The 23,105-nt window shown below is 73.1% G+C and carries 19 protein-coding genes and 1 pseudogene; 10 read left to right on the forward strand and 10 right to left on the reverse strand.

Features of this window, described 5'->3' with window-relative positions; all coding sequences use genetic code 11:
• Positions 1-52 precede the first annotated feature (52 nt).
• Entirely contained in the window at positions 53-700 is a 648-nt protein-coding gene (locus tag AVW11_RS12235; protein WP_060178982.1) for a nucleoside/nucleotide kinase family protein, read from the forward strand.
• A gap of 265 nt (positions 701-965) precedes the next feature.
• On the opposite strand, the gene AVW11_RS12240 is transcribed toward AVW11_RS12235, so the two are convergent.
• Positions 966-1,910 (reverse strand): carbohydrate kinase family protein, encoded by a 945-nt coding sequence (locus AVW11_RS12240; RefSeq protein WP_076043991.1) that lies wholly within the window; start codon positions 1,908-1,910, stop codon positions 966-968.
• Positions 1,907-2,851 carry a pseudouridine-5'-phosphate glycosidase gene (locus AVW11_RS12245; protein ID WP_060178984.1) on the reverse strand — a complete coding sequence of 315 codons (945 nt, stop codon included), beginning with the start codon at positions 2,849-2,851 and terminating at the stop codon, positions 1,907-1,909. The genes AVW11_RS12240 and AVW11_RS12245 overlap by 4 nt, the downstream gene beginning before the upstream one ends.
• 82 nt (positions 2,852-2,933) lie before the next feature.
• Here AVW11_RS12245 and AVW11_RS12250 point away from each other — a divergent pair.
• Together AVW11_RS12250 and AVW11_RS35765 are read left to right on the forward strand one after the other, a co-directional pair.
• A pseudogene (locus AVW11_RS12250) lies at positions 2,934-3,695 on the forward strand (class I SAM-dependent methyltransferase); the annotation flags it as partial.
• Positions 3,696-3,788: 93 nt separating this feature from the next.
• Complete coding sequence (locus tag AVW11_RS35765; RefSeq protein WP_079250601.1) at positions 3,789-4,211, forward strand: cupin domain-containing protein; 423 nt, start codon at positions 3,789-3,791, stop codon at positions 4,209-4,211.
• Here the strand turns inward: AVW11_RS35765 and AVW11_RS12260 are convergent.
• The 3 genes from AVW11_RS12260 to AVW11_RS12270 all read right to left on the reverse strand — a co-directional run bounded on the left by AVW11_RS12260 (position 4,201) and on the right by AVW11_RS12270 (position 7,254).
• Positions 4,201-5,406 (reverse strand): MFS transporter, encoded by a 1,206-nt coding sequence (locus AVW11_RS12260; protein WP_173675320.1) that lies wholly within the window; start codon positions 5,404-5,406, stop codon positions 4,201-4,203. The two genes, AVW11_RS35765 and AVW11_RS12260, sit on opposite strands and share 11 nt — an antisense overlap.
• 315 nt (positions 5,407-5,721) lie before the next feature.
• Positions 5,722-6,285 carry a methylated-DNA--[protein]-cysteine S-methyltransferase gene (locus tag AVW11_RS12265; RefSeq protein ID WP_076043992.1) on the reverse strand — a complete coding sequence of 188 codons (564 nt, stop codon included), beginning with the start codon at positions 6,283-6,285 and terminating at the stop codon, positions 5,722-5,724.
• Positions 6,286-6,351: 66 nt separating this feature from the next.
• Positions 6,352-7,254, reverse strand: coding sequence for a glycerophosphodiester phosphodiesterase (locus tag AVW11_RS12270; RefSeq protein WP_060178986.1), 903 nt, complete (start codon positions 7,252-7,254; stop codon positions 6,352-6,354).
• 234 nt (positions 7,255-7,488) lie between these two features.
• Here AVW11_RS12270 and uvrB point away from each other — a divergent pair, with 234 nt between their 5' ends.
• The 4 genes from uvrB (at position 7,489) to AVW11_RS12290 (ending at position 13,538) form a co-directional block, all read left to right on the forward strand.
• Positions 7,489-9,654, forward strand: coding sequence for an excinuclease ABC subunit UvrB (gene uvrB / locus AVW11_RS12275; protein WP_030846332.1), 2,166 nt, complete (start codon positions 7,489-7,491; stop codon positions 9,652-9,654).
• Positions 9,655-9,742: 88 nt separating this feature from the next.
• Positions 9,743-10,321, forward strand: a complete 579-nt coding sequence (locus tag AVW11_RS12280) for a TerD family protein (RefSeq protein ID WP_030028963.1) — start codon at positions 9,743-9,745, stop codon at positions 10,319-10,321.
• 44 nt (positions 10,322-10,365) lie between these two features.
• Positions 10,366-12,315 (forward strand): TerD family protein, encoded by a 1,950-nt coding sequence (locus tag AVW11_RS12285; RefSeq protein ID WP_076043993.1) that lies wholly within the window; start codon positions 10,366-10,368, stop codon positions 12,313-12,315.
• Between the two features lie 239 nt (positions 12,316-12,554).
• Complete coding sequence (locus tag AVW11_RS12290; RefSeq protein ID WP_030846326.1) at positions 12,555-13,538, forward strand: TerC family protein; 984 nt, start codon at positions 12,555-12,557, stop codon at positions 13,536-13,538.
• A 14-nt stretch (positions 13,539-13,552) separates the two neighbouring features.
• Here AVW11_RS12290 and AVW11_RS12295 read toward each other — a convergent pair whose 3' ends face one another.
• From AVW11_RS12295 to AVW11_RS12305, 3 genes are all read right to left on the reverse strand, one after another.
• Positions 13,553-14,878, reverse strand: coding sequence for an MFS transporter (locus AVW11_RS12295; protein ID WP_037833317.1), 1,326 nt, complete (start codon positions 14,876-14,878; stop codon positions 13,553-13,555).
• Positions 14,879-15,081: 203 nt separating this feature from the next.
• The gene (locus AVW11_RS12300; protein WP_030846320.1) at positions 15,082-15,738 is read right to left on the reverse strand and encodes an MBL fold metallo-hydrolase; all 657 of its coding nucleotides are present in this window, start codon (positions 15,736-15,738) and stop codon (positions 15,082-15,084) included.
• 23 nt (positions 15,739-15,761) lie between these two features.
• Positions 15,762-16,451, reverse strand: coding sequence for a maleylpyruvate isomerase family mycothiol-dependent enzyme (locus tag AVW11_RS12305; RefSeq protein ID WP_076043994.1), 690 nt, complete (start codon positions 16,449-16,451; stop codon positions 15,762-15,764).
• A 185-nt stretch (positions 16,452-16,636) separates the two neighbouring features.
• Here AVW11_RS12305 and uvrA point away from each other — a divergent pair, with 185 nt between their 5' ends.
• The gene (gene uvrA, locus AVW11_RS12310) at positions 16,637-19,630 is read left to right on the forward strand and encodes an excinuclease ABC subunit UvrA (protein WP_076043995.1); all 2,994 of its coding nucleotides are present in this window, start codon (positions 16,637-16,639) and stop codon (positions 19,628-19,630) included.
• A gap of 201 nt (positions 19,631-19,831) precedes the next feature.
• Here the strand turns inward: uvrA and AVW11_RS12315 are convergent, their stop codons facing one another.
• Positions 19,832-20,713, reverse strand: a complete 882-nt coding sequence (locus AVW11_RS12315; RefSeq protein ID WP_076043996.1) for a carbohydrate kinase family protein — start codon at positions 20,711-20,713, stop codon at positions 19,832-19,834.
• 117 nt (positions 20,714-20,830) lie between these two features.
• Between AVW11_RS12315 and AVW11_RS12320 the strand changes: the two genes are divergently transcribed.
• Positions 20,831-21,262, forward strand: a complete 432-nt coding sequence (locus AVW11_RS12320; RefSeq protein ID WP_030846307.1) for a Rieske (2Fe-2S) protein — start codon at positions 20,831-20,833, stop codon at positions 21,260-21,262.
• 22 nt (positions 21,263-21,284) lie between these two features.
• On the opposite strand, the gene AVW11_RS12325 is transcribed toward AVW11_RS12320, so the two are convergent.
• Positions 21,285-22,235, reverse strand: a complete 951-nt coding sequence (locus AVW11_RS12325) for a hypothetical protein (protein ID WP_076043997.1) — start codon at positions 22,233-22,235, stop codon at positions 21,285-21,287.
• 229 nt (positions 22,236-22,464) lie between these two features.
• On the opposite strand from AVW11_RS12325, the gene AVW11_RS12330 reads away from it, so the two are divergent.
• A complete protein-coding gene (locus AVW11_RS12330; protein WP_060180274.1) occupies positions 22,465-23,103 on the forward strand; it encodes a papain-like cysteine protease family protein in 639 nt (212 codons plus the stop codon).
• Positions 23,104-23,105: the final 2 nt, after the last annotated feature.

The raw sequence follows: 23,105 nt of genomic DNA on the forward strand, positions 1-23,105 counted from the left end.
CGCGGTGATCCCTCGTGGGGAAAAGCTAGGGCCGAGCACTGACAATGGGCCGGTGCAGTGGGAAGCGATCACATGGCAGCGGATGGCCGAGCGGCTCGCCGGCCGCCTCGACGACCCCGACAACGCCCCCGGTCCCGGCGCCTGGCAGCGCGTGGGCATCGACGGAGCGCCCGCGGCGGACACCGCCACCCTCGCCGGACTGCTCGCGGAGGAGCTGCGGCTGCGCGGACGCCCGGTCCTGGTGGTGCCGACGGCCGGCTTCCTGCGGCCCGCCTCCCTCCGCTTCGAGCACGGCCGCCAGGACGTGGACGCGTACCTGGACGGCTGGTACGACACGGCCGCGCTCTGGCGCGAGGTGTTCGGGCCGACCGATCCCGGCGGGACGGGGCGGGTGCTGCCGGACCTGTGGGATCCGGTCACCGACCGGGCGACCCGCAGCCCCTACGTCGAACTCCCCGCCGCGGGAGTGCTGCTGGTGCACGGGCCGCTGCTGCTGGGGCGGTGGTTCCCCTTCGACCTGAGCGTCCACGTGAGGCTGTCGGCGGGGGCGCTCGCGCGGCGGACCGAGGAGTCCGAGCGGTGGACGGGAGCGGCGTTCGCCCGGTACGAGGCCGAGGCGGATCCGGCTTCCACCGCCGATGTCGTGGTGCGGGCCGACGACCCCAGGCACCCCGCCTGGACGGGGTTCCGCAAGCGGTGACGCCGGGTGCGGGTGCGGGTGCCGCTGCGCCGAGCCTCCTCCCCGCCCCGCCCTCCCTCCATTCCCCGGGCGCTGCCCGGACCCGCGCCTCAATCGCCGGCGGGGCTGGGGTGGGCGCTGCCCGGACCCGCGCCTTGATCGCCGGCGGGGCTGGGGTGCGTTGTCCGGACTCGCGCCTCGACCGCCGGCGGGGGTGGGGTGGGTGCTGTCCGGACTCGCGCCCCGATGGCCGGCGGGGGTGGAGTGCGTTCGGGCATCGGCCCGGTCAGGGGCAGGCGGCGCCGGGTGGGCCCTCGGGACGTGCCCAGGGGCGGCCGCCCGGACGGGTTATGGCTTGGGCTGCTGCGCGGCAGCCCGCGCGAGCCGCATCCGGCGGGTCCGCGCCGTCCAGGCGGGCCGCGAGGAAGGCGCCCGTGAAGGCGTCGCCGGCTCCCGTGGAGTCCACCACCGCCTCGGCCGGATCCGCGGCCGCCACCTCGGCGGTGATCCGGCCCCGCTCGGCCACCAGCGCCCCCGCCGGGCCCAGCGTCACCACCACCAGCGGCACCCGCCGGCTCAGCGCCGCCGCCGCACGGGCCGCGCCGGCCCCTTCCGGCAGCCCGGCCAGCAGCCGGGCCTCGTCCTCGTTCGGCAGCAGCACCCCCGCGCCCGCCACGGCGTCCAGGAAGCGCTGCGGGCCCAGCGCCGCCAGGAACCCCGCCGACGCGGGGTCCACGCTCACCGGCACCCCCCGGCTCCGCGCCGCCCGCAGCGCGACCACGGCCAGCTCCCGGCTGCTGGCGGCGAAGAACAGATAGCCCGACAGGTGGAGGTGCGCCGCCCCGTCCAGCAGGGACGGGGCCCAGTCGGCCGGGCACAGCCGCAGCGAGGCCCCGCTGTCGGTGAGGAAGGTCCGCTCCGCGTCCGTGCCGACCAGGGCCACCACCGTTCCGGTCGGCTCCTCCGCGTCGACCACCAGCCGGGGCCGCACTCCCGCGTCCACCAGGGCCCGCTCGTGCCACCGCGCGGACTCCGCGCCCACCCGCGCGAGGAGGCGTACCTCCGCGCTGCCCGTACGGGCGGCCCAGCACGCCGCGTTGGCCCCCGCCCCGCCCGGCAGGGTCCGGATGCGGGCCGCGGTGTCGGTGGCCGGAGCCAGCGGCCGCGGATGTATGGCCACGACATCCGTCACCACGTCCCCGACCACGAGCAGCGCCCCCGCAGCCGTCATGCCCGCGCCGCCCAGGCCCCGGCGATCCGGGCACCGAGCCGTACGTTGCCGCGTACCGCAGCAAGGTTCGCCTCCAGCGAGGCCCCGGCCGTCGCCCGTACCAGGAACCCCAGCAGGAACGGCGTCACCGCCTGCCCCGTGATCCCCTGCTCCCGGCAGACGGCGAGCGCCTCGGCCAGGACCCGGTCGTGCAGCTGCGGATCCAGCTGGTCCGAGGCCGCCACCGGATTGGCCACCAGCAGCGCGGACTCCGGCCCGCCCAGCGCGTCCTGGGCGGCCATCACCGCCGCGACCTCCTCGGGCCGGTGCACGGTCCAGTCCACCGGCTCGCCGGAATCGGCCAGGTAGAAGCCGGGGAACCGGTCCGTGCCGTACCCGAGCACCCCCACCCCCAGCGTCTCCAGCCGCTGGAGCGTGGCCGGCACGTCCAGGATCGACTTCACACCCGCGCACACCACCGTGATCCGGGTCCGGGCCAGCAGGGAGAGGTCCGCCGACTCGTCCTGCGTCTGCGCCCATTCGCGGTGCACGCCGCCCAGCCCGCCCGTCGCGAAGACGCGCAGGCCCGCCCGGGCCGCGAGGAAGGCCGTCGCGGACACCGTCGTCGCGCCGGTCGCACCCGTCGCCAGCGCGGGCGCCAGATCCCGGTGCCCGAGCTTGCGGACGCCGTCGCCGGTCGCGATCCGCTCCAGCTGGGTCTTGTCCAGGCCCGCCCGGGCCACGCCGTCGACGATCGCGACCGTCGCCGGGACCGCACCCTCCGCGCGGACCAGGTCCTCCAGTTCGAGACCCACTTCCAGGTTGCGGGGGCGGGGCAGGCCGTGCGCGATGATCGTCGACTCCAGGGCCACCACGGGCCTGCCCTGGGCGAGTGCCTCGCGCACCTCGTCCGACAGGACCGGTCCACCGGACGGGGATGCAGTTGCTCTGTGCTGTGACATGTCCCCATCCATGGCACGGGACCGGCGCCCCCAAACGCACTCCCGCCCCACCCGTCCCAAGCTGTCCGAGTAGCGTTCCCCCATGGACACGCGCGGCTTCTACGACGGGCTCGCCGACCGCTACGACCTCATCTACGCGGACTGGGACGCCTCCGTCACCCGGCAGGGCCGGGCTCTCGACGCGCTGCTCACCGCGGCGCTGGGCCCCGGACCGCACACCGTCCTCGACAACGCCTGCGGCATCGGCACCCAGTCCCTGGGCCTGTCCGCACTGGGTCACAAGGTCACCGGCACCGACCTCAGCCCCCTCTCCGCGGCCCGCGCCGCGAGGGAGGCCGCCCGCCGGGGCCTCGCCCTGCCCGTCGCCGCCGCCGACATGCGGGCCCTGCCCTTCGCGGACGCCTCCTTCGACGCCGTGGTCTGCGCCGACAACGCGCTGCCCCACCTGCTGACCGCACGGGACGTGTGCGCCGCGCTGGCCGAAACCCTGCGGGTCCTGCGCCCCGGCGGACTCCTGCTGCTGTCCACCCGCCCGTACGGGGACCTGCTGCGGGCCCGGCCGCAGAGCGAGGCCCCGCACGTCCGGACGGACCCCGACGGGCGGCGCACCATCACCTTCCAGCTGTGGCACTGGCACGCCGACGGGGAGCGCTACGACCTGGAGCTCTTCCAGCTCCTGCCGGCCGGCGACACCTGGACGCCCCGGACCTCGCGCGCCACGTACTGGGCGCTCACGCAGGAGCGGACCGCGGAGTTCGCCCGGGAGGCGGGCCTGCGCGACACCGTGTGGCACGCACCGGCGGACACCGGCTTCCACCAGCCGGTTCTCACCGCCCGGCGCCCCGGCCCGACTGGACAGGATGACGCGTGGGCCGGTCCGTTGCTGGACGCTGTGGCCACCGCGCCGCGCGGGCGGGCCGCACTAGGCTGGCGCGCCATGAGCACCAGCGATCACTCCGCGGCACCCGCATCCGCACCCGCACCCGCCCCCGCCCCCGCCCCCGCCCCCGCCCCCGCCCCCGCCTCCTTCGCCGTCGACGTGGCGGACGTGGAGCTGGAGCCCGAGGACCTCGACCCCGCGCAGATCGTCTCCGGCGACCCGGTCGTCACGGGCAAGGTCCTGTGGGAGTCGGCCGACGGCAAGCAGGTGCGCGGGATCTGGCAGATCACCCCGGGTGTGGTCACCGACGTCGAGGCGAACGAGTTGTTCGTGGTGGTCGCCGGACGCGCCACCGTCGAGGTCGAGGGCGGCGGGACCCTGGAGGTCGGCCCCGGCTCGGCCTGCGTCCTGCGGGAGGGCGACAAGACGGTCTGGACCGTCCACGAGACGCTCCGCAAGGCCTACCACATCAGCTACTGACCCCCTTGGGCTCCGCGGGGTGGCGGCGCGCGGTGAACAGGGCGAGCGCCGCCATCGGCAGCAGCAGCGAGGCCCCGACGGCATTGAGCCAGCCGTAGCCCGCCTGGGACATGACGACGCCGGCGGCGGCCCCGCCCACGCCGGCGGCCGTGTTCATCGTGAGGTCGCTCAGGCCCTGCACGGCGGCCCGCGCGGCCTGCGGCACCGAGTCGGTCAGCAGGGCCGACCCGGACACCATCCCGGCGGACCAGCCGAGGCCGAGCAGGAAGAGCCCCAGGGCGCTTTGGCCGTGGCTGGGCCCGGCCGTCCCGGCGAGCAGCGCGGCGACCGACAGCAGTCCCGCGGCGAGGCCGATCACGGTGAGCCGTCCCAGACGGTCCGCGAGCCACCCCATGAGCGGGGAGAAGGCGAACATCCCGGCGATGTGACCGCTGATCACCAGCCCGACGAGTTCCAGCCCGGCGCCGTGGTGGCCCAGGTCCACCGGGGTCATGACCATGATCGAGACCATGGTGGTGTGGGACACGGCGACGGTCAGCAGGGCGAGGCGGGCCCGCGGCGAGGACTTCACGGCGGCGATTCCGGCACGGATCGAGCGGCCCTCGCGGGCCTGCTCCTCGGGTGCGGCGAGGGCCCGGGCCGTCAGCAGCGGGTCCGGGCGCAGGAGTACGGCGATCAGCGCGCCGGTCAGTACGAAGACGACGGCGGCCCACACGAAGGGGCCGGCCGTCTCGGGTATGGAGGTCCCGGCGAAGCTGCGGCTCGCCGGGGCGGACAGGTTGGGGCCGAGGACCGCGCCGAGGGTGGACGCCCAGACGACGACCGAGATGGCCCGGGCCCGGCGGTCGGGGGCGGCGAGGTCCGCGGCGGCGAAGCGGGCCTGGAGGTTGGCGGAGGAGGCGGCGCCGAAGGCGGCCATGCCGAGCAGCAGCAGCGGGAAGTTCTTGATCGTGGCCGCGAGCACGACGAGGCCCGCCCCGACGGCGCCGATCCCGTACGCCAGGACCAGCCCGGGGCGCCGGCCGCGCGCCGTCATCAGGGCGGCGAGCGGCAGCGAGACCAGGGCGGTGCCGATCACCGAGGCGGTCGAGGCGAAGCCGGACAGCGCCTCGGTGCCGCTGACCTCGGTGGCGAGGACGGGCGCCAGGGCGATGCTGATGGGCACGCCGAGGCCGCCGAGGACCTGGCCGGCCATCAGCACCCGGGTGGTGCGCTTCTGGAGCCGCGCGAGGTCCGGGAGGTCGAGCGGCGGGGCGGGCCGGTCCGTGCCGGGCGAGGCGGTCACGCCGTACACCGCCCTCGCGGGTGCGCGGCGCGGGGTGCGGGGGACGTGGCGGAGCCGGGTGCGGCGGCAGCAGTAGTCACCGGCGCAGTGTGCCACCCCTTACCGTCCGGCGGAACCGGGTCGGCGCAGCAGGCCGGGGCCGCAGGTCACGGGTGTCACAGCCGGCCGGCCCCACCCGTCTTCCGTGCCGGGTGGCGGGGGCCGCCCGTACGGGCCGCAGGGAGCTCAGAACAGCGGCTGCGGAAGCACCCCCTCCAGCGCGAGGAGCTGTCGCTTCGTCTCCAGCCCGCCGCCGAAGCCGCCGATGCCGCCGTCGTTCTCCACGACCCGGTGGCAGGGCACCACCAGCGGCAGCGGGTTCGACCCCATGGCGTTGCCCACGGCCTGGGCCGCGCCGGGCTGTCCGACGCGGGCCGCCAGCTCCCCGTAGCCGACGACCGATCCGTACGGCACGGAGCGGTCCAGCTCCTGGAGCACCTGCCGGTTGAAGCCGGAGCTGAGGCGCCAGTCCAGCGGCAGGTCGAAGCGCCGCAGCGAACCGGCGAAGTACGCGGCGAGCTGGCGCACCGGCTCGGCCAGCAGCACCTCCTCACCCGGTGCGGCCCGCCGGGCGTCGGCGCCGAGCCGGGAGACGAGCGGGCCGACCATCCCCTCGAGCCGGTCCGGCCCGGCATGGAACTCGACCCGGACCAGCCCCTCGGACGTCGCGGCCAGGAGCAGGGGGCCGATGTCGCTGGCGACGACGGCCCATTCGAGGTGCGGCCCGCGGGGCCGCTCGGTGCTGTCCACCCGTCCACGGTACGGCCCGCCTCCGACAGGCCGCCGTCCTCCCGGCCCGCCGCCGCGCGCAGGCGGTCAGAAGCCGCCGACCGCCTCCCGGACGACGTCCGGGGCGTTGGTGATGATCCCGTCCACGCCCATCTCCTGCACCTTCCGGGCGGTCGCGGCGTCGTCGACGATCCAGGTGTCCACCTCCATCGCCCTGCCGTGGGCCCCGAGCAGGCCGTGCACGGCCGCGACCCAGTCGGCGGTGATGGTGGTGTGCCACGGGTTGATCCGGTCGGTGAACTCCGCGTACCGCGGCAGGTCGGCCACCGGCGGGGTGCCCAGGAAGGCCGTCACCAGGTCGGGGCGCAGCCCGTGCACGATGCGCACGGAGTCGGCGCTGAAGCTCTGCACCACCAGGCGCTGCGCGACGTGGCGCGGGTCGAGCCAGCCCGCCTCGCCCAGCACCCTCAGGGTCTGCTCCTCGATCCCCGGGTAGAGCTCCGGCTTCTTGATCTCCAGCAGCAGCCGCTGCCGGTTGCGCTGCACCCGGTCGAGGTACTGCCGCAGGGTCGGGACGGAGGCCCCCGCGTACTCCTCGCCGAACCAGCCGCCCGCGTCGAGCCGGGCGATCTCGGCCGCCGTGAAGTCCTTGACCTTCCATGGCTTGCGGTCCGGGAAGAGCTGTTCGACGTTCGTCGTCCGGGCCAGGGTGTCGTCGTGGATCACCACCAGCTCGCCGTCCCTGGTGCGCTGCACGTCGTTCTCGACCCAGTCGAAGCCCAGCCGCATCGCCAGGTCGACCGCGGCGAGGGTGTTCTCCGGGGCGTACGCCGAGGCTCCCCGGTGGGCGTACACGACGGGACCCCCCAGCCCCAGAGGTCCGGCGGCGGATCCGGGCCCGGTGGCGGCGTACGAGGCCGTCCCGCCCAGCAGGGTGAGGGCGAAGCCCAGGAAGGCGGCGGCGGCCGCGGCGGCGGGTCGGACGTACATGTGCGTTCTCCTCGGGTCGTGAGCCCTGTTCCTGCGTCAGACGGGTGCGGAGCGGCAGACGTTGTGGCGATGCACTTCACCGCGATCATGGGGTTGAAGATCACCTAGCCGCCACCGAACTACGACAAACGGACCAGAACGGATGACGGTGGCCCAGGCCGGCGGCGCCGCCCGGAGCGCGCCGGGAGCGGGCGGGGAGGCGTGAGTGTCGGTGGGGGGTCGTACGGTGGAGTCATGCGGCCCGTATCGAAGATCGAACGCACGGTGGCGCCTTTCGAGGTCGTCAGCCCCTACCAGCCCAGCGGCGACCAGCCGGCGGCCATCGCCGAGCTGGAGAAGCGCATCCGTGCAGGTGAGAAGGATGTCGTCCTGCTGGGTGCGACCGGCACCGGCAAGTCGGCGACCACCGCCTGGATGATCGAGAAGCTCCAGCGACCCACCCTGGTCATGGCGCCGAACAAGACGCTGGCCGCCCAGCTGGCGAACGAGTTCCGCGAGCTCCTGCCGAACAACGCCGTCGAGTACTTCGTCTCGTACTACGACTACTACCAGCCCGAGGCCTACGTACCGCAGTCGGACACGTACATCGAGAAGGACTCCTCGATCAACGAGGAGGTGGAGCGGCTGCGCCACTCCGCCACCAATTCGCTGCTGACCCGGCGGGACGTGATCGTCGTCGCCTCGGTGTCGTGCATCTACGGCCTCGGCACCCCGCAGGAGTACGTCGACCGGATGGTCTCGCTCAAGGTGGGCGAGGAGATCGACCGGGACCAGCTGCTGCGCCGCTTCGTCGACATCCAGTACACGCGCAACGACGTCGCCTTCACCCGCGGCACCTTCCGGGTGCGCGGCGACACCATCGAGATCTTCCCGGTCTACGAGGAACTGGCCGTCCGCATCGAGATGTTCGGCGACGAGATCGAGGCCCTCTCCACGCTGCACCCGCTGACCGGCGAGGTCATCAGCGAGGACCGCGAGCTCTACGTCTTCCCCGCCAGCCACTACGTCGCCGGCCCCGAGCGCATGGAGAAGGCGATCAACGGCATCGAGGCCGAGCTGGCCGAGCGCCTCGCCGAGCTGGAGAAGCAGGGCAAGATGCTGGAGGCGCAGCGCCTGCGCATGCGCACCACCTACGACCTGGAGATGATGCGCCAGATCGGGTCCTGCTCCGGCATCGAGAACTACTCGCTGCACATGGACGACCGCGAGCGCGGCTCCGCCCCCAACACCCTCATCGACTACTTCCCGGAGGACTTCCTCCTGGTCATCGACGAGTCCCACGTCACCGTGCCGCAGATCGGCGCCATGTACGAGGGCGACGCCTCCCGCAAGCGGACCCTGGTCGACCACGGCTTCCGGCTCCCGTCCGCGCTGGACAACCGGCCGCTGAAGTGGGAGGAGTTCCAGGAGCGCATCGGCCAGACCGTCTACCTGTCGGCGACCCCCGGCAAGTACGAGCTCTCGCGCGGCGACGGCTTCGTCGAGCAGATCATCCGCCCCACCGGCCTCATCGACCCCGAGGTCGTGGTCAAGCCCACCGAGGGCCAGATCGACGACCTGGTCCACGAGATCCGCCGGCGGGTGGAGAAGGACGAGCGCGTCCTGGTCACCACCCTCACCAAGAAGATGGCCGAGGACCTCACGGACTACTTCCTGGAGCTCGGCATCCAGGTCCGCTACCTGCACAGCGACGTCGACACCCTGCGCCGCATCGAGCTCCTGCGCGAACTGCGGGCCGGCGAGTACGACGTCCTGGTCGGCATCAACCTGCTGCGCGAGGGCCTCGACCTGCCCGAGGTGTCCCTGGTGGCGATCCTCGACGCCGACAAGGAGGGCTTCCTGCGTTCGGGCACCTCCCTGATCCAGACCATCGGCCGCGCGGCGCGCAACGTCTCCGGCCAGGTCCACATGTACGCGGACAAGATCACGCCGGGCATGGAGAAGGCGATCGAGGAGACCAACCGGCGCCGCGAGAAGCAGATCGCCTACAACACGGCCAACGGGATCGACCCCCAGCCGCTCCGCAAGAAGATCAACGACATCGTCGCCACCATCGCCCGCGAGGAACTGGACACCGAGCAGCTCCTCGGCACCGGATACCGGCAGGCGAAGGAGGGCAAGGGCGCCAAGGCGCCGGTCCCGGCGCTCGGCGCTCTCCCGGGCCACGCCGCCGCGGGCGCCAAGGGCGGCAAGGGTGGGAAACCGGCCAAGGGGGCCAAGGGTGCCGAGGTGCTCACCGACCGGCCGGCCGCCGAACTGGCCTCGCTCATCGAGCAGATGACCGAGCGCATGCGCGCCGCCGCGGCGGAGCTCCAGTTCGAGGTCGCGGCCCGGATCCGGGACGAGGTCGGCGAGCTGAAGAAGGAGCTTCGGCAGATGAAGGAAGCGGGCCTCGCCTGAGTCGGGGGCTGTCAGTAGGGTTGGGTCACAGCCGCAGGAACACGCTGCGCACCAGTCAACTGGGGCGGGCTACGGAGAGGGGACGCGCGTGACGGTCAACATGACCAAGGGTCAGGCCATCAGTCTGCAGAAGTCGGACGGAGGGACGCTGACCGCGGTCCGGATGGGCCTGGGCTGGCAGGCGGCCAAGCGCCGCGGACTGTTCGGCTCGCGGACGCGGGAGATCGACCTCGACGCGTCGGCGGTGCTCTTCGCCGACAAGCAGCCGGTCGACGTGGTCTTTTTCCGCCACCTGCAGAGCGACGACGGCTCGGTGCGCCACACCGGTGACAACCTCGTCGGCGGCGTCGGCCAGGGCGGGGACGACGAGGCGATCCTCGTCGACCTCCAGCGCGTGCCGGTCCACATCGACCAGATCGTCTTCACGGTGAACTCCTTCACCGGCCAGACGTTCCAGGAGGTGCAGAACGCCTTCTGCCGCATCGTCGACGAGACCAACGGCCAGGAGCTGGCCCGCTACACCCTCGACGGCGGCGGTGCGTACACCGCGCAGATCATGGCGAAGGTGTCCCGCGCCGGCTCCGGCTGGCAGATGACGGCCCTGGGCAACCCGGCCAACGGCCGCACCTTCCAGGACCTCATGCCGGCGATCCTGCCGCACCTGTAGCAGTACCGGAAGAAGAGAAGAAGGCGCGGGGGAGGGGCTGCACGATGACGGCCGAACTGGTCCGGGGGCAGAACCACCCCGTGTCCCGGAGCCGGGTGGAGATCAGGGTCTCGGCGGGCACACCCGTGCTCGCCCTGGCCTCGCTCGCCGACGAACAGGGCCGGCTCGCCGGCACCGGGGTCCTTGCGCACCCGGGCGCCAGGACCCTCCCCGGCGTGCACGCGCCGGCGGACCTCGCCGACCGGCACACCTTCGCCGTGGACCTCGACGCCGTCGCGGCGGACGTCCACCGCGTCGGCGTGCTGCTCGTACTGCCGCCCGGCGGCCCGGTCTGCTTCGGCGCGGTCCCCGCCTCCTACGTGGCCGTGGCCGCCCCCGACGGCGGCGGCGAGATCGCCGGCTACACCCTCACCGGTCTGGACGCCGAGACCGCCGTGATCGCCCTGGAGCTGTACCGGCGCCAGGGCGCCTGGAAGGTCCGCGCCGTCGGCCAGGGCTACTCCGACGGCCTCGGCGCCCTGCTCGCCGACGGCGGGATGCCCGCACCGGCCGCCCGGGAGCTGGCCGCCGCCGCACTGCGCGCCGCCGCCCCGGCGAAGGAGGCCGACGCGACGCTCGCGGCCCTGCCCAGCCTCGTCGGCGACCTGCGCGCCCCGCAGACCCCGGAGCGGGCCGCCGCGCCCGCCCCGGACCCGACGCCGGCCTCCGGCGTGCCGTACGCCGGTACGCCCGGCCCCGCGCCCGCCGGCGCCGGCTCCCCGCCCACGATCAGCTACACCCACCCGCGCCGCCGCCGCACCAGCAGCGAGCCGCCCGAGCCGGCCCCCCGCGCCGCCGCGGCGGCCGAGCCCGGACAGCCCCCGCGACCGGTCGCCGGCGACGCCGCCGGCTGGTCCATGGACGAACGGCTCTACAACCAGGTCTGGGGCATGTTCGAGGACCTGGCGCGCACGGTCGCCGCCTACCGCAGCGCCGTGGAGTTCGCCGACTCCCGCATGGACCGCGAGCTCGACGACGCCCTCTCCGACCCGCGCCACCGCATCGGCGGCTCCGGTAACGCTGCCCGCGACGCCGCCCGCGCCCGCCGCGAGGAACTGGTCGCCCAGGCCCAGGCCGTCCTCGACCGCGATCTCGCCCAGCTGATCGCCGAGTCCGAGGTCGTAGAGCCGGCACTGCCCGCCTCGTACGCCCGCTGGGACAACCCCGTCTGGCACGGCCACCGCACGCCCGAGGAGGGCCCCCTCGCCCTGCGCCTGGGCGACCTGCACCTGCCCGAGCGGCCCGACCTGCGCATCCCCATGCTGGTCCGGGTGCCGCTGGAGCGCGGACTGTGGATCGACAACGGCCGCACCGGTTCCGAGGCCGCGATGGCCATGGACACCGACCGGCTGCGCCGCGCCGCCATGGACATGGCCGTCGCCCACGCGGTGCGGCTGCTCGCGGTCCACCCCGCCGACCGGTTCTCCGTCCACGTCATCGACGCGGCCGGGGCCGGCGCCGCCTCCCTGGCGCCCCTCGTACGGGCCGGGGTGCTGGCCGCGCCGCCCGCCGCCGGGGCCGCCGGGGTGAGCAGGACGCTGGCGGAGCTGACCCGGCGGGTGGACCTCGTACAGATGGCGCTGAAGGCCGGAGCCCCCGAGGACCTGCCGCCGGACGTGGACACCGCCGAGCAGCTGCTCATCGTGCACGACTTCCCGCACGGCTTCGACGACCGGGCCGTCACCCAGCTGCGCTACCTCGCCGACGAGGGCGCGGCGGTCGGCGTGCACCTGCTGATGGTCGCCGACCGCGACGAGGCATCCGCCTACGGGCCGCTGCTGGATCCGCTGTGGCGCTCCCTGATGCGGCTCTCGCCGGTACCGGACAACCACCTGGCGGACCCCTGGGTGCACCACGCCTGGACCTTCGAACCGGACCTTCCGCCGCAGGGCAGCCAGGTCCTCGGCCAGGCGCTCGACCGGGTGGCGGAGGCCCGGCGCACTACCCGTCCGTGACCATCCTTTGGCATTCCCTTTACCTTTACCGCCTTCGGCGGGTAAGCTCGTCTGCGCGGAGGGGAGTATTCCTGCTTTCCTGCTACGGCGTACCCGTCAATACGGACCGTTGCGTTTGAATGAGCGCACGTCGGTCCCGGGGCGTCGGCCCGCGGCCTCCAGGCCGTCCGGGTGGAAGAGACCTCCGGCAGCGATGACGCTGACGAAGTGCTGAGCCATCCGCCGGAGGCGTATTCACCATGGAAGTTTCCTGGGCCCTTTGGGTCGCGACCATCCTCGGTCTGTCCCTGCTCATCGGCGCCGATTTCTTCATCGGCCGCAAGCCCCACGACGTGTCGATCAAGGAAGCCGGCACCTGGACGGTCGTCTGGATCGTCCTCGCCGCCCTCTTCGGCCTGGGCCTGTGGTTCTTCGGCAACCCCCAGGCATCACAGGAGTTCTTCGCGGGCTTCATCACCGAGAAGTCCCTGAGCGTCGACAACCTCTTCGTCTTCGTCCTGATCATGGCGAAGTTCGCGGTGCCCTCGCACCTCCAGCAGCGCGTGCTGCTCATCGGCGTGCTGATCGCACTCGTCCTGCGCGCGATCTTCATCGCCGCCGGCGCCGCGATCATCGCCAGCTTCAGCTGGGTCTTCTACATCTTCGGCGCGTTCCTGATCTACACCGCGTGGAAGCTGATCCAGGAGGCCCGCAAGGACGAGGAGGACGAGGAGTTCGAGGAGAACCGCCTCCTGAAGTCCGTCGAGAAGAAGTTCGGCGTCGCCGACCAGTACCACGGCACCAAGCTCTTCATCGTCAACAACGGCAAGCGCGTGCTGACCCCGCTGATGATCGTCATGCTCGCCATCGGCACCACCGACGTGCTGTTCGCGCTGGACTCGATCCCCGCCATCTTCGGCCTCACCCAGGACCCGTACATCGTCTTCACGGCCAACGCCTTCGCGCTGATGGGTCTGCGCCAGCTGTACTTCCTCATCGGCGGCCTGCTGGAGAAGCTGGTCCACCTCAGCTACGGCCTGTCGATCATCCTCGGATTCATCGGCGTCAAGCTGGTGCTGCACGCCCTGCACGAGTCCGGGGTGCACGTCCCGGAGATCTCGATCCCCTTCTCCCTGGCTGTCATCTGCGGTGTCCTGGTCATCACCACGATCACCAGCCTGATCGCCTCGAAGAAGCAGGCGGCGGCCGAGGCCGCCACCCGCGGCGAGAGCGTCGACGCCTGACCTCGGAAGCGGACCTACACGGGGGCGGCCGCTTCGGCCGCCCCCGTTTCCGTCTCCCTCACCCCGGCGGGCCCGCCCGACCGCTTGCCCACCACCCGGGGACCGGTCTCCGGGAGCAGCGCGAAGCACGCCAGGCTGACCAGGGCGATCGCCGTGAGGTACGCGGCGACGCCCCACGGCGGCCCGGAGCCGTCCGCCAGCGCCGTCGCCACGATCGGGGTCAGCGCCCCGCCCAGCACCCCGCCCAGGTTGTAGCCGACGGCGGCCCCCGTGCAGCGGATCCGCGGCGCGTACAACTCCGGCAGGTACGCCCCCACCACCGCGAACATCGTCACCATGCCCAGCAGTGCCACCGCGAAGCCCAGCGTCATCAGCAGCGGGTCGGCCGTCCGCAGCAGCGCCATCAGCGGGAACATCCACACGGCGCTGGCCGCGCAGCCGGCCAGGCACAGCGGCCGCCGCCCGTACCGGTCGCCGAGCGCGGCGAGCAGCGGGGTCATCAGGCCCTTGAACGCGACGGCCGCCATGATGCAGGCCAGCATCGTCGTGCGGCCCACCGCGAGGCGCTCGGTGGCGTAGGCGAGGGACCAGGTGGTGACCGCGTAGAAGACGGCGTAGCCCACGGCGAGGGCCCCGCCGGTCAGCAGGAGCAGCCGCCAGTGGCCCCGGACCACCTCGGCGAGCGGGGCCTCGGCCCGCTGCCCCGTCGCCGCGAGCGCCCGGAACTGCGGGGTCTCCTCCACCGAGCGGCGCAGCCACAGACCGGCCAGGGCCAGCAGCCCGGCCGCCCAGAACGGCACGCGCCACCCCCAGGAGGTGAACTGGGCGTCGGACAGTGAGGCCGACAGCCCCAGCATCAGGCCGTTGGCCAGCAGGAACCCGACCGCCGGGCCGATCTGCGGGAAGCTCGCCCACAGTCCGCGGCGGTGTTCCGGCGCGTGCTCGGCGGTCAGCAGCACCGCGCCGCCCCACTCACCGCCGAGCCCCAGGCCCTGGAGGAAGCGCAGCAGGAGCAGCAGCACCGGCGCGGCGATGCCGATCGTCCCGTACGTCGGTACGCAGCCGACGGCGACCGTGGCGAGGCCGGTGAGCAGCAGCGAGGCCAGCAGGACCGGGCGCCGGCCGTAGCGGTCGCCGATGTGGCCGAAGAGGGCGGATCCCAGCGGGCGGGCGAGGAAGCCCGCGCCGAAGGTGCCGAAGGCGGCCAGGGTCCCGGCGAGCGGGGAGAAGGAAGGGAAGAAGAGCGGGCCGAGCACGAGTGCGGCGGCCGTCCCGTACACGAAGAAGTCGTAGAACTCGATGGCGGTCCCGGCGAGCGCCGCGGAGGCGAGCCTCAGCATGCCGGGCCGGGCGGGGCCGCCGTCGTCGGCGGCCCGCGGGGCCGGAGCGGGGGAGGCGGCAGGGGCGGGTGGCGGGGAGGGGTCCGGTTGCATGCCGCACCAGATACCGCCTCCCCGTCCGCCGGGACACGCGTTCGGCCGTCAACGACCGGAAGGAGTGCTCCGCGTGGCGAAGTTGACGCGTTGCGATCCCTGGACGGCCCCTACCAGCCGCGCTCGCGCCACTCCGCCAGGTGCGGACGCTCCGCGCCGAGGGTGGTGTCGTTGCCGTGGCCCGGGTAGACCCAGGTCTCGTCGGACAGCTGCTCGAAGAGCTTGTGCTGCACGTCGTCGATGAGGCTCTTGAAGGCCTCCGGGTCGTCGTGGGTGTTGCCGACGCCGCCCGGGAAGAGGCAGTCGCCGGTGAACACGTGCGCGTGGCCGTGCGGGTCGTCGTAGATCAGGGCGATCGAGCCGGGGGTGTGGCCGACCAGGTGCCGTGCGGTCAGCTCGACCCGTCCGACGCGCAGGGTGTCCCCGTCCGCGACCGGGACGTCGGTCGCGACCGGGATGCCCTCGGCGTCGAGGGCGCCCGCGTAGGTCCGCGCCCCGGTGGCCGCCACGACCTCCGCGAGAGCGCCCCAGTGGTCGCCGTGCCGGTGGGTGGTGACGACGGAGGCGATGCCGTCGTCGCCGATCAGGTTCAGCAGCGTCTGCGGTTCCGCTGCCGCGTCGATGAGCAGCTGCTCGTCGGTGGCCCGACAGCGCAGCAGGTACGCGTTGTTGTTCATCGAACCCACCGCGACCTTGGAAATCATCAGGTCCGCGAGCTCGTGCACGTCGGCCGGACCGCCGACCTTGACCTCTCCGGTGTACGTCATGTGGTGATCCTAGAGGTCTCGTCCTACAGGGGCGGGAGCTCGGGGAGGGGGCCGCCCCCGGTGGTCAGGGAGGCGCCCTTGTCGCCGCGGCCCGCGAGCCAGGCGAGCAGGGCCGCGGGGGAGCCCGACACGGTCACGGCGGGGTCCCCGGCGGAGCCGGTGCGCCAGGTGCGGCCGTCGGTGGCGGCCAGGGCCGTGGCGGGCACCTCCGGGCGTCCGGACCAGCGGTCGGCGAGGAAGGCGATCTCGCGGTCGGTGAACTCCTCCGGAAGGTCGCCGAGCTCGTAGCCGATGTTCAGGTCGACGTGGTGCAGGTCCACCTCCACCCAGCGGCGGAAGGGCACGTTCGAGGCGAGGTCGGTGACGCCGCCCCGCAGCTCGACGGTGCGCGACCAGTCCTGGTCGTGCTCCGTGGCGGCGAGGAAGCGGGCCGCGGAATCACGGAGGTCCGCCAGGTGTTCTTCCAGAGGCCGGCCGGCGTCGCGTGCGATGTCCGCGTCGCGCGCCTCGCCGCTCTCGTACATCGGGCGGCCCTCGAAGACGTTCAGGAGGGCGTCGGCGTTGCGCGCGAGGTGGGCCAGGATGTGGCCCCGGGTCCAGCCCGGGAGGTGTGACTCCTCGGACAGGGCGGCGTTGTCCAGTTTCGCGACCGCGGTCAGCAGCCGGTCCGTGGCTTCACGTACAGATCGCAGGTCGTGCACATGATCAGTCATGACGTCGAGCCTAGTGCTCGCAGCCCGCGGCCACACGATCGGGTGAAGAGGTCTGCGGAGTGCCGTAAATCGAATGTGCGTGCTATACGCTCGAAGTCCAGACTCCATCTCCACCGCAGAGGCGCCCCCCATACCCTGGGACGGGGGCCGTGCCCCCCGCTCTCTCAAGAAAGGTGCGGACCGGCGTGACCGACCGTCTCATCGTTCGTGGCGCTCGCGAGCACAACCTCAAGAACGTCTCGCTCGACCTGCCCCGCGACTCACTCATCGTCTTCACCGGACTCTCCGGGTCGGGCAAGTCCTCCCTGGCCTTCGACACGATCTTCGCCGAGGGCCAGCGCCGCTACGTCGAGTCGCTCTCGTCGTACGCCCGCCAGTTCCTCGGGCAGATGGACAAGCCCGACGTCGACTTCATCGAGGGCCTCTCGCCGGCCGTCTCGATCGACCAGAAGTCCACCTCGCGCAACCCGCGCTCGACGGTGGGCACCATCACCGAGGTCTACGACTACCTCCGCCTCCTCTTCGCCCGCATCGGCAAGCCGCACTGCCCCGAGTGCCGCCGGCCCATCTCGCGCCAGTCGCCGCAGGCGATCGTGGACAAGGTGCTCGCGCTCCCCGAGGGCAGCCGCTTCCAGGTGCTCTCGCCGCTCGTGCGCGAGCGCAAGGGCGAGTTCGTCGACCTCTTCGCCGACCTCCAGACCAAGGGCTACAGCCGGGCGCGGGTCGACGGGCAGACCATCCAGCTCTCCGAACCGCCGACGCTGAAGAAGCAGGAGAAGCACACGATCGAGGTGGTCATCGACCGCCTCACCGTCAAGGAGAGCGCCAAGCGCCGGCTCACCGACTCCGTGGAGACGGCCCTCGGCCTCTCCGGCGGCATGGTGATCCTGGACTTCGTCGACCTCGCCGAGGACGACCCCGAGCGTGAGCGGATGTATTCCGAGCACCTCTACTGCCCGTACGACGACCTCTCCTTCGAGGAGCTGGAGCCGCGCTCCTTCTCCTTCAACTCGCCCTTCGGCGCCTGCCCCGAGTGCACCGGCATCGGCACGCGCATGGAGGTGGACCCGGAGCTGATCGTCCCGGACGAGGACAAGTCCCTCGACGAGGGCGCCGTCTCCCCGTGGTCGCTCGGCCACACCAAGGACTACTTCCAGCGGCTGATCGGCGCGCTCGCCGGCGAGCTGGGCTTCCGCACGGACATCCCGTGGGCCGGACTGCCGGCGCGCGCGAAGAAGGCCCTGCTCTACGGGCACAGGACGCAGATCGAGGTCCGCTACCGCAACCGCTACGGGCGGGAGCGGGCCTACACGACGGCCTTCGAGGGCGCGGTGCCGTTCGTGAAGCGGCGGCACGCGGAGTCGGAGAGCGACGCGAGCCGCGAGCGCTTCGAGGGCTACATGCGCGAGGTGCCCTGCCCCACCTGTGAGGGCACCCGCCTCAAGCCGATCGTCCTCGCGGTGACGGTGATGGAGAAGTCCATCGCCGAGGTCGCCGCCATGTCGATCAGCGAGTGCGCGGACTTCCTGGGGCGGATGCGCCTCGACGCCCGCGACAAGAAGATCGCCGAGCGGGTCCTGAAGGAGGTCAACGAGCGGCTCCGCTTCCTCGTGGACGTCGGACTGGACTACCTCTCCCTCAACCGGGCCGCAGGCACCCTGTCCGGCGGCGAGGCCCAGCGCATCCGGCTCGCCACGCAGATCGGCTCCGGCCTCGTCGGCGTCCTCTACGTGCTGGACGAACCCTCGATCGGCCTGCACCAGCGAGACAACCACCGGCTGATCGAGACGCTGGTGCGGCTGCGGGACATGGGCAACACGCTCATCGTCGTGGAGCACGACGAGGACACCATCAAGGTGGCCGACTGGGTCGTCGACATCGGTCCGGGCGCGGGCGAGCACGGCGGCAAGGTGGTCCACAGCGGTTCGCTCAAGGAGCTGCTGAAGAACACCGAGTCGATGACCGGGCAGTACCTGTCGGGGAAGAAGTCCATCGAGATCCCGGACATCCGACGGCCCGTGAACGGCGAGCGCAGGCTGACCGTCCACGGCGCCAAGGAGAACAACCTCCGCGACATCGACGTCTCCTTCCCGCTGGGCGTGCTCACGGCCGTGACCGGTGTCTCGGGCTCCGGGAAGTCGACCCTGGTCAACGACATCCTCTACACGCACCTGGCGCGCGAGCTGAACGGCGCCCGCTCGGTGCCGGGGCGGCACACCCGCGTCGACGGCGACGACCTCGTCGACAAGGTCGTCCACGTCGACCAGTCGCCCATCGGCCGGACGCCCCGGTCGAACCCGGCGACGTACACCGGCGTCTTCGACCACGTGCGCAAGCTGTTCGCCGAGACGATGGAGGCGAAGGTGCGCGGCTACCTGCCGGGCCGCTTCTCCTTCAACGTCAAGGGCGGCCGGTGCGAGAACTGCTCCGGCGACGGCACGATCAAGATCGAGATGAACTTCCTGCCGGACGTCTACGTCCCGTGCGAGGTCTGCCACGGCGACCGGTACAACCGGGAGACGCTGGAGGTCCACTACAAGGGCAAGTCCATCGCGGAAGTCCTGAACATGCCGATCGAGGAGGCGCTGGGCTTCTTCGAGGCGGTGCCGACCATCGCGCGCCACCTCAAGACGCTGAACGAGGTCGGGCTGGGCTACGTCCGCCTCGGCCAGTCCGCGCCGACCCTGTCGGGCGGCGAGGCGCAGCGCGTGAAGCTCGCCTCCGAGCTGCAGAAGCGCTCCACGGGCCGGACGGTGTACGTGCTGGACGAGCCGACGACCGGCCTGCACTTCGAGGACATCTCGAAGCTGATCAAGGTGCTGTCGGGGCTGGTCGACAAGGGGAACTCGGTGATCGTCATCGAGCACAACCTGGACGTCATCAAGACCGCGGACTGGGTCATCGACATGGGCCCCGAAGGCGGTTACGGCGGCGGCCTGGTCGTGGCCGAGGGCACGCCCGAGCAGGTGGCCTCGGTGGGTGCGAGCCACACGGGCAAGTTCCTGCGGGACATCCTGGGCGCCGACCGGGTCTCCGACGCCGGGGCTTCTCCGGTGCGGGCCGCGGCGAAGAAGGCCCCGGCCAAGAAGGCGGCCGCCGCGAAGAAGGTGGCCCCCGCCAAGAAGACGGCGGCCAAGACGGCGGCCAAGAAGACGACGACGCGGGCCCGCAAGGCCTAAGCCAGGGGGAAGGGGCCCGGAGCCGGGGCCGGGCCAGGAGGGCCGGCGGTGGCTGCCGGGCCCCTTCTGCCGTCCGCGGCTCCGCCCGGTCCGCTCCGCGGATGCCTCACCGCGCCGCGGCCGGGCGCCCCGGCCACCATGACCCCGCGGCGCAGGGCGCGCCGACCGGCAGGACGCCGCGGCGCCCGTGCCGTCCGGCGGCTATCCGCCGAGCTCCGCCGCGTAGGGGGGTTCCGCTCCCGGGCGGGTGCAGGTCAGGGCCGCCGCGTGGGCGGCGTAGGCCAGGACGTCCGGCCAGTCCACCGCAGCGCCCGGATCCGCCGCCAGGCGGTGCAACAGGGCCGCGTTGACGGTGTCGCCCGCCCCGATCGTGTCCGCCACCGCGACCGGGCGGGCCGCGGCCGAGTGCTCGGCGCCCTCCCGCGTCCACACCGTCAGGCCCGCCGCGCCGCGGGTCAGCACCACCGCCGAGGGGCCGGCCGCCAGCCAGTCCCCGACCCGCCCGCCCAGCCAGGCGGCGTCCTCCTCGGACAGCTTCAGGACGCCGGTGTGCGGCAGCAGCCGCTCGGTGAAGCGCGCGCGGTAGCCCGCCGCGTCCCCGATCAGCGCCGGCCGGATGTTCGGGTCCAGCAGGGTCAGCAGCCCGCGCCGCGACTCCCGGCGCAGCAGGGCCTCGTACGCGCTCGCGCCCGGCTCCAGGACGAGCGAGCAGGTGCCGAGCGCGAGGGCCCGTACCCCCTCCGGGAGGGCGGGCGGCAGGGTGAACAGCCGGTCCGCGGTGCCCTCGACGTAGAACCCGTAGGAGGCCGAGCCGTCCGGGGCCAGGGAGGGCACGGCGAGGGTGGTGGGCTCCGGCCCGCGCTGGACCAGGGACACGTCCACCCCGGCCGCCCGCAGTCCGGCCAGCAGGCTCTCGCCGAAACCGTCCGTCGAGACCCGGGAACAGAAGGCGGTGTCCGCGCCGAGCCGCCCGAGGGCGCGCGCCGTGTTGTACGGCCCGCCGCCCGGCCGGGGCAGCAGGGCGCCGGGCGGTCCGACCGCGGGCACCAGGTCGATGAGGGCTTCTCCGCCGACGACGATCACGCGGAGGAAGGTACTCCATGCAGCGGCGGTATCGTCGGGTGGGCCGGTGCACGGGCCGGGCCCCGGCCCGTCCCCCTCCGTGCCCGTCCCACCGCGCCCGCACCTCAGGAGAACCGCATGTCCGCGCCGCAGTCCGCCGCCCGCCGTACCGTCCTCAAGGGCGCCGCCGCGCTCGCGGGGGCCGCAGGCGCCGGGGCGGCGCTCACGGCCTGCTCCACGCAGACCAACAGCGGCGGCAACACCCCCGCGACCCCCACCGCCCCGGTGGACCTGGGAGCCGCGTCCGACGTCCCGGTGGGCGGCGCCAAGCTCTACCGGGAGCGGAAGCTGATCGTCAGCTGCCCGGCGGAGGGCCGGTACAAGGCGTTCAGCGCCCAGTGCACGCATGCCGGCTGCGTCCTCGACAAGATCGTCGAGGGGGAGGGGAACTGCCCCTGCCACGGGAGCCGTTTCGACGTGTCGACGGGCAAGGTGCTGAGCGGCCCGGCCGACCGGCCGCTGCCGGAGGTGCCGGTCCGCTCGGAGAACGGCAGGCTCGTCGCCGGCTGACCCGCGTCCCGTCCCGTCCGGATCAGTCCCAGTCCCAGGCGATCCCGAGGATCCCGCGCCGCACCGACTGCTCCACCAGGTGCACCGCCCGGTGCCGGCCGCTCGGCGTCAGATCGGCCAGGCCGGTGCGCGGGGCCTCCGGCCCGCTGCGGGCGAACCGCCGGCAGCGCACCGGGAGGGCCGCCGCGTCGAAGCGGACCTGGAGCATGTACTGGCCGCCCGCGTAGCTGAAGCCGCGCACGTACTCGCCGCTGCGCGGACCGGTGCCGTCCTCGACGCCGTAGCCGAAGACGTAGGTGTCGCCGCGGCGCAGCCGGGCGTCGAAGAGCAGCTCCGCGACGACCACCCCGGCCTCGGGATGGCACCGCACCCGGCCCGTACGGCAGTTCTCGTACGCCGTCACGCGCACCCGGGACACGTCGCAGCCCGGGTCGCCGTGGTGCACGGCGAGGTAGCGGTCGACCCCGTCCCGGTGCGCCCGGACGATCTGCTGCGACTCGCGGACCCGCAGCTCGCCCGCCGCTCCGATGCGGACCCGCTCGTGGTGGCCGAGCGAGTGCAGCCCGCCGTCCGGCGGGAGCTCCATCCCGTCCAGCAGCCGCTCAACCGTGCCGCCCCCGCTGAACAGGGCCCGGTACGAGCGGCCGGCCGGACGGGCGGCGGGCCCGGCGACGGACGCCGGGTCCGGGACCGCCAGCAGCCTGACCAGGGCGCCGTCGGGCAGCTCCAGGATCGTCTCCAGGGCGGTGACGGCCCGCAGGGATTCCGGCTGGCGCGGCCTGCGGGCGCCCTGCTGCCAGTAACTGAGGCTGGTCACACCGACCTTGATGCCCTGCGCCGCGAGGCGGTGCTGCACCCGCTGGAGGGGCAGCCCGCGGGCCGCGAGGGCGGCGCGCAGGGCGAGGTGGAAGGGGCCGGCGCGCAGCAGCCGGTTCAGTTCCGCCATGGTCGCCGGATCCGTGGAAGGCCGCATGGCGACTCCTCTGTGAACGTTCACACGCGCCGAGGTGGGGGTCTCGGCGGCAGCGTCGGGGGGCCAGGTGGAACGACAGCAACCGTTCACACCGCAGTCCCACCGTTCACACTGCAACGTCACCGCGTATTGAAGCGTGTTGACCTGATCGCGACAACTCCCTGATGCTCCTCCACAGCGTCCGGACGCGCTCCTCCACCCCCCCACTCCCCACCTCGGGAGGAACGCGATGCGCAACCGAAACCGGCGGCTTTCCCCGGCCGCCCTCCTCACCGCCGTTCTCACCGCCCTGCTCCTCGCCCTGCCCGCCGGCACCGCCACCGCCGCGGGCCCCGCCGCCGGCGCCGCCACCGCCGCCGGTGCCGACGCCGGGCCCGACCTCGCCCTGGCGCAAAAGCGCCTGAACATCACCATGCAGGCGCAGCAGAAGAGCAACTGGTGCTGGGCCGCGGGCGGCAACACCATCGCCACCTGGTTCGGCCGCACCTACAGCCAGAACCAGTTCTGCAACGCCGCCTTCAACCGCCAGCAGGGCACCGACTGCCCGAACAACCAGGCCACCCTCGGCAACGTCCAGACCGGGCTGCGCTGGGCGGGCATCAACCCCGGCTCGTACGTCAACGGCTGGCTGCAGTACTCCACGGTCCAGACCGAGATCAACGCGGGCCGCCCGATCGAGACCCGCATCCAGTGGTCGAACGGCGGCGGCCACATGCACGTCGTCCACGGCTACGACACCGCGGGCAACTGGGTCTACTGGGGCGACCCCTGGCCCTCCAGCGACCGCTACAACTGGGCCTCCCACGCCTGGTACGTCAACAACAACACCTTCTCCTGGACCCACTCCCTCTACCGGATCGGGGCGTGAGC

Source organism: Streptomyces amritsarensis (assembly GCF_001953875.1).
In the GTDB taxonomy this organism is placed as follows: Bacteria; Actinomycetota; Actinomycetes; order Streptomycetales; family Streptomycetaceae; genus Streptomyces; species Streptomyces amritsarensis.